Origin of the sequence: Citrobacter sp. Cf118, from assembly GCF_030334095.1 — a bacterium.
In the GTDB taxonomy this organism is placed as follows: Bacteria; Pseudomonadota; Gammaproteobacteria; order Enterobacterales; family Enterobacteriaceae; genus Citrobacter; species Citrobacter freundii.
On record NZ_JAOWES010000076.1, the window covers coordinates 1 to 5,222 of the forward strand.

At 49.2% G+C, this 5,222-nt stretch carries 4 protein-coding genes, 4 tRNA genes and 1 pseudogene; 7 read left to right on the forward strand and 2 right to left on the reverse strand.

Annotated features, from left to right (window positions below; all coding sequences use genetic code 11):
• The first annotated feature begins 208 nt into the window (after nucleotides 1–208).
• Both murB and birA read left to right on the forward strand, forming a co-directional pair.
• Nucleotides 209–1,237 carry a UDP-N-acetylmuramate dehydrogenase gene (gene murB, locus OGX67_RS08730; protein WP_044703033.1) on the forward strand — a complete coding sequence of 343 codons (1,029 nt, stop codon included), beginning with the start codon at nucleotides 209–211 and terminating at the stop codon, nucleotides 1,235–1,237.
• On the forward strand, nucleotides 1,234–2,196 hold the full coding sequence (birA, locus tag OGX67_RS08735) for a bifunctional biotin--[acetyl-CoA-carboxylase] ligase/biotin operon repressor BirA (RefSeq protein WP_044703032.1): 963 nt from the start codon (nucleotides 1,234–1,236) through the stop codon (nucleotides 2,194–2,196). Before murB ends, birA begins: the two co-directional genes overlap by 4 nt.
• A gap of 31 nt (nucleotides 2,197–2,227) precedes the next feature.
• On the opposite strand, the gene coaA is transcribed toward birA, so the two are convergent.
• Nucleotides 2,228–3,178: a type I pantothenate kinase gene (coaA, locus tag OGX67_RS08740; protein ID WP_003031107.1), complete on the reverse strand. Its 951-nt coding sequence runs from the start codon at nucleotides 3,176–3,178 to the stop codon at nucleotides 2,228–2,230.
• A 290-nt stretch (nucleotides 3,179–3,468) separates the two neighbouring features.
• Nucleotides 3,469–3,549 (reverse strand): annotated as a pseudogene (locus OGX67_RS08745) (hypothetical protein); the annotation flags it as partial.
• A gap of 19 nt (nucleotides 3,550–3,568) precedes the next feature.
• Here OGX67_RS08745 and OGX67_RS08750 point away from each other — a divergent pair.
• From OGX67_RS08750 to tuf, 5 genes are all read left to right on the forward strand, one after another.
• Nucleotides 3,569–3,644: transfer RNA gene (locus OGX67_RS08750), tRNA-Thr, on the forward strand.
• 8 nt (nucleotides 3,645–3,652) lie between these two features.
• Nucleotides 3,653–3,737 (forward strand) — tRNA-Tyr (locus OGX67_RS08755).
• A 114-nt stretch (nucleotides 3,738–3,851) separates the two neighbouring features.
• Nucleotides 3,852–3,926, forward strand: a tRNA-Gly gene (locus OGX67_RS08760).
• A 5-nt stretch (nucleotides 3,927–3,931) separates the two neighbouring features.
• Nucleotides 3,932–4,007 (forward strand) — tRNA-Thr (locus OGX67_RS08765).
• A gap of 118 nt (nucleotides 4,008–4,125) precedes the next feature.
• The coding region (gene tuf, locus OGX67_RS08770) for an elongation factor Tu (RefSeq protein WP_118262821.1) at nucleotides 4,126–5,222 on the forward strand (1,097 nt) is incomplete at its 3' end.

Sequence of the window (5,222 nt, forward strand, 5' to 3'; positions counted from 1 at the left end):
GCCCATCCTGACGGATGGGCTTTTTTGTGTGTGTGCGGGGTAAAACCGCCGGGCTGAACGTATTGTGCAGGCCTGATAAGCGCAGCGCATCAGGCACATCACGACACCGCACCACCGGGTGCAAAGCAATATCCTGAGCCTCCATAACACAAGCCATTCTGCAGTATATGCGGTAAACTAGGCGCGATTTTGCATCAGGAAAGCGTCTATGAATCACTCCCTTAAAGCCTGGAACACCTTCGGTATCGATCAGCAAACGAATGAACTTGTCTGCGCCGAAAATGAACAACAATTACTGAATGCCTGGCAATCAGCCAATGCATCGCATCATCCAGTACTGATTCTGGGCGAAGGGAGTAACGTCCTGTTTCTTGATACCTTCCAGGGTACGGTGATCGTCAATCGTATTAAGGGTATTGAGATTACAGAGCAACCTGATGCGTGGCATTTGCACGTAGGCGCGGGTGAAAACTGGCATCAGTTGGTGTGCTATGCGCTGGAGCGCAACATGCCTGGCCTGGAAAATCTGGCACTCATTCCCGGCTGCGTGGGTTCATCGCCAATCCAGAATATTGGTGCCTATGGCGTAGAGCTGCAGCGCGTCTGCGAATACGTAGACTGCGTTGAGCTTTCGACTGGCAAACATCTGCGCGTTAACGCAGCAGAATGCCGTTTTGGTTACCGTGACAGCATCTTCAAGCATGAATACCAGGATCGTTTCGCAATTGTAGCCGTTGGTCTGCGCTTACCTAAACAGTGGCAGCCCGTTTTGACTTACGGTGACTTGACACGTCTGGATCCTACAACAGTTACACCTCAGCAGGTTTTTGATTCTGTCTGCCATATGCGCACGACAAAACTGCCCGATCCGAAAGTAAACGGTAATGCGGGTAGCTTCTTTAAAAATCCTGTTGTCACTGGGAATATTGCGCAGGAGCTCCTGGCTAAATTCCCAACAGCACCTCATTACCCGCAGGCTGATGGTTCTGTGAAACTGGCAGCAGGCTGGCTTATCGATCAGTGCCAGCTAAAAGGTATGCGCATTGGTGGCGCAGCGGTACATCAGCAGCAGGCACTGGTGCTGATCAATGCAGATAATGCGACGAGTCAGGATGTAGTGCAACTTGCACACCATGTGCGCCAAAAAGTCGGTGAGAAATTTAATGTCTGGCTCGAACCAGAGGTCCGGTTTATTGGTCCGCAGGGTGAAATGAATGCTGTGGAGATCATTGCATGAAGGATAATACCGTCCCTCTGACGCTTATTTCATTATTGGCCGATGGAGAATTTCATTCCGGTGAGCAGCTCGGTGAAACGTTGGGAATGAGCCGTGCCGCAATCAATAAGCATGTCCAGACGTTGCGCGACTGGGGGGTTGATGTCTTTACTGTTCCAGGTAAAGGATACAGCTTACCGGAGCCTATCCAACTATTAGATGCCTCACTTATTCATTCTCAACTGGATGGTGGAAATATCACTGTCCTGCCGGTTATCGACTCAACCAATCAGTACCTGATGGACCGAATAGGTCAGCTGGAGTCAGGGGATGCCTGCGTCGCTGAATATCAACAGGCCGGGCGCGGGCGCCGTGGTCGGAAATGGTTTTCACCGTTTGGTGCCAACCTTTACCTCTCAATGTTCTGGCGGCTGGAACAAGGACCGGCCGCCGCGATTGGCCTGAGTCTGGTTATTGGTATCGTCATGGCTGAGGTTTTGCGTGATCTGGGTGCGGATAAAGTCCGTGTAAAATGGCCCAACGACCTCTATTTACTCGACCGTAAACTGGCAGGGATCCTGGTTGAACTGACAGGTAAGACAGGTGATGCCGCGCAAATTGTTATCGGCGCGGGTATTAATATGTCCATGCGCCGGGTTGAAGAAAATGTGGTTAATCAAGGCTGGATTAACCTGCAGGAAGCGGGCATTAACATTGACCGCAATACCCTTGCTGCCCGACTGATACGTGAGTTGCGCGCTGCGTTGGTGCTCTTTGAGCACGAAGGTTTAGCACCGTATCTGCCTCGCTGGAAGAAACTGGATAACTTTATCGACCGCCCGGTAAAACTTATTATTGGTGATAAAGAAATATTTGGTATCTCTCGTGGAATAGACGCGCAAGGTGCATTATTGCTTGAACAAAATGGCGAGATCAAACCCTGGATGGGTGGAGAAATATCGCTGAGAAGTGCTGAATAATAAAAAGGGGAGCTGAGGCTCCCCTTTTTATTTATTTACGTAGCCTGACTTGCTCAACGGCATGATTGGCGCTTTTAGTCATAATCAAGCTGGCTCTTTCACGTGTTGGTAAAATGTTTTGCTTTAAATTCAGCCAGTTAATTTCTTTCCATAGCGATGTGGCAGTATTGATAGCCTCATCTTCTGATAATTTTGCATAGTTATGGAAATAAGAGTCCGGGTTGGTAAACGCCCCTTCACGGAATTTCAGAAAGCGGTTGATATACCACGTCTGGAGTAACTCTTCTGGCGCATCAACATAAATAGAAAAGTCGACAAAGTCAGAAACAAATACATGATGTGGATCGTGAGGATAGTCCATCCCGCTTTGTAATACATTTAACCCTTCGAGTATTAATATGTCGGGCTGGGCAACGGTTTTGTCGCCATCAGGGATCACATCATAGATGAGATGGGAATAGACCGGCGCCGTGACGTTAGGTACGCCTGATTTCAGATCGGAAACGAATTTAACCAAGCGATGCATATCATAGGACTGGGGGAAGCCTTTCTTCTTCATTAGTCCACGATCTTTCAATACCTGGTTAGGGTGGAGAAAGCCATCGGTAGTAATCAATTCAACCTTACGATGCTCTGGCCAGCGACTGAGTAAGGCCTGCAAAACACGCGCTGTCGTACTTTTACCGACGGCAACGCTGCCAGCAATACTAATAATATAAGGAATACGCTCGCCATTCGTGCCTAAAAATTGCTCCAGTACTGCCTGACGTCGCAGGTTTGAACTGATGTAAAAGTTTAGCAAACGCGAGAGAGGCAAATAAATCTCGGCAACTTCTTCCAGCGATAAGTCTTCGTTAATGCCTTTAAGACGAGCAATCTCTTCCTCGGTCAGGGTCATCGGCACGGAATCACGAAGCGCAGCCCACTGGTTGCGATCAAACTGTAGGTAAGGCGACGTTAACGCTTGCTCTTTTATACTCATACGCATGGTCTGGCTGTCATTGCTATATCAGGTCTGCGGTAAAAAACGAAATCATCCCCGGTACGCAATGGCACGCACATTTCAGTTAATTTGGACAATGGGCAGGAGGGTAACACCAGATGGAGGGGAATAATAAGAAAAAATCATCCTCTGAAATGCAATGTGACGGGTATTCCAGATGTATAAAGATGTGCTTTCTCTCTATCGACGCGTGCATGCTGGAGCAAAATTCCTCCCTGAGGTGGCAGCTGGCGTTGGAAATTTGTCCAATCCAAAGAAGAAATAGATTATTTATCGGTCGCATAGTGCAAAATGTGAGCGATAGAACATTTTATGCAATTTTTTAGTTGCATGAGTGCGCATGTCTCCATAAAATGCGCGCTACTTGATGCCGACTTAGCTCAGTAGGTAGAGCAACTGACTTGTAATCAGTAGGTCACCAGTTCGATTCCGGTAGTCGGCACCATCAAGTCCGGTGGGGTTCCCGAGCGGCCAAAGGGAGCAGACTGTAAATCTGCCGTCACAGACTTCGAAGGTTCGAATCCTTCCCCCACCACCACTTTCTGGCAGCGTTATCGCCGCCTGAGTTGATTAAAAAATTAATCAGCTCGAACAGAAAAGAGAGAAATCTCTTTTTTGTTACAGAAAGAACTGGGTAGCCGAGTTTCAGGATGCGGGCATCGTATAATGGCTATTACCTCAGCCTTCCAAGCTGATGATGCGGGTTCGATTCCCGCTGCCCGCTCCAGACGTGCTGATATGGCTCAGTTGGTAGAGCGCACCCTTGGTAAGGGTGAGGTCCCCAGTTCGACTCTGGGTATCAGCACCACTTCACTTCTCCTTCCCGTTTCTCTCTGTTTACTTTTAAAAGCATTCAACAGCTCAGGTATATTGCCTGGTTGATGTGGTGATATCACCGATTTATCCGTGTCTTAGAGGGACAATCGATGTCTAAAGAAAAATTTGAACGTACTAAACCGCACGTTAACGTCGGTACTATCGGCCACGTTGACCATGGTAAAACAACGCTGACCGCTGCAATCACTACCGTTCTGGCTAAAACCTACGGCGGTGCTGCTCGCGCATTCGATCAGATCGATAACGCGCCGGAAGAAAAAGCACGTGGTATCACCATCAACACTTCTCACGTTGAATATGACACCCCGACTCGCCACTACGCACACGTAGACTGCCCGGGCCACGCCGACTATGTTAAAAACATGATCACCGGTGCTGCGCAGATGGACGGCGCGATCCTGGTTGTTGCTGCGACTGACGGCCCGATGCCGCAGACTCGTGAGCACATCCTGCTGGGTCGTCAGGTAGGCGTTCCGTACATCATCGTGTTCCTGAACAAATGCGACATGGTTGATGACGAAGAGCTGCTGGAACTGGTAGAAATGGAAGTTCGTGAACTTCTGTCTCAGTACGATTTCCCGGGCGACGACACTCCGATCGTTCGTGGTTCTGCTCTGAAAGCGCTGGAAGGCGAAGCAGAGTGGGAAGCGAAAATCATCGAACTGGCTGGCTTCCTGGATTCTTACATCCCAGAACCAGAGCGTGCGATTGACAAGCCGTTCCTGCTGCCTATCGAAGACGTATTCTCCATCTCCGGTCGTGGTACCGTTGTTACCGGTCGTGTAGAGCGCGGTATCATCAAAGTTGGTGAAGAAGTTGAAATCGTTGGTATCAAAGAGACTGCTAAGTCTACCTGTACTGGCGTTGAAATGTTCCGCAAACTGCTGGACGAAGGCCGTGCTGGTGAGAACGTTGGTGTTCTGCTGCGTGGTATCAAACGTGAAGAAATCGAACGTGGTCAGGTACTGGCTAAGCCGGGCTCTATCAAGCCGCACACCAAGTTCGAATCTGAAGTGTACATTCTGTCCAAAGACGAAGGCGGCCGTCATACTCCGTTCTTCAAAGGCTACCGTCCGCAGTTCTACTTCCGTACTACTGACGTGACTGGTACCATCGAACTGCCGGAAGGCGTAGAGATGGTAATGCCGGGCGACAACATCAAAATGGTTGTTACCCTGATCCACCC

What these genes read in the sequence shown, in the direction of transcription:
- murB (WP_044703033.1), top strand. Translation starts at nt 209, where the DNA reads ATGAATCACTCCCTTAAAGCCTGGAACACCTTCGGTATCGATCAGCAA.
- birA (WP_044703032.1), top strand. Translation starts at nt 1,234, where the DNA reads ATGAAGGATAATACCGTCCCTCTGACGCTTATTTCATTATTGGCCGAT.
- coaA (WP_003031107.1), bottom strand. Translation starts at nt 3,178, where the DNA reads ATGAGTATAAAAGAGCAAGCGTTAACGTCGCCTTACCTACAGTTTGAT.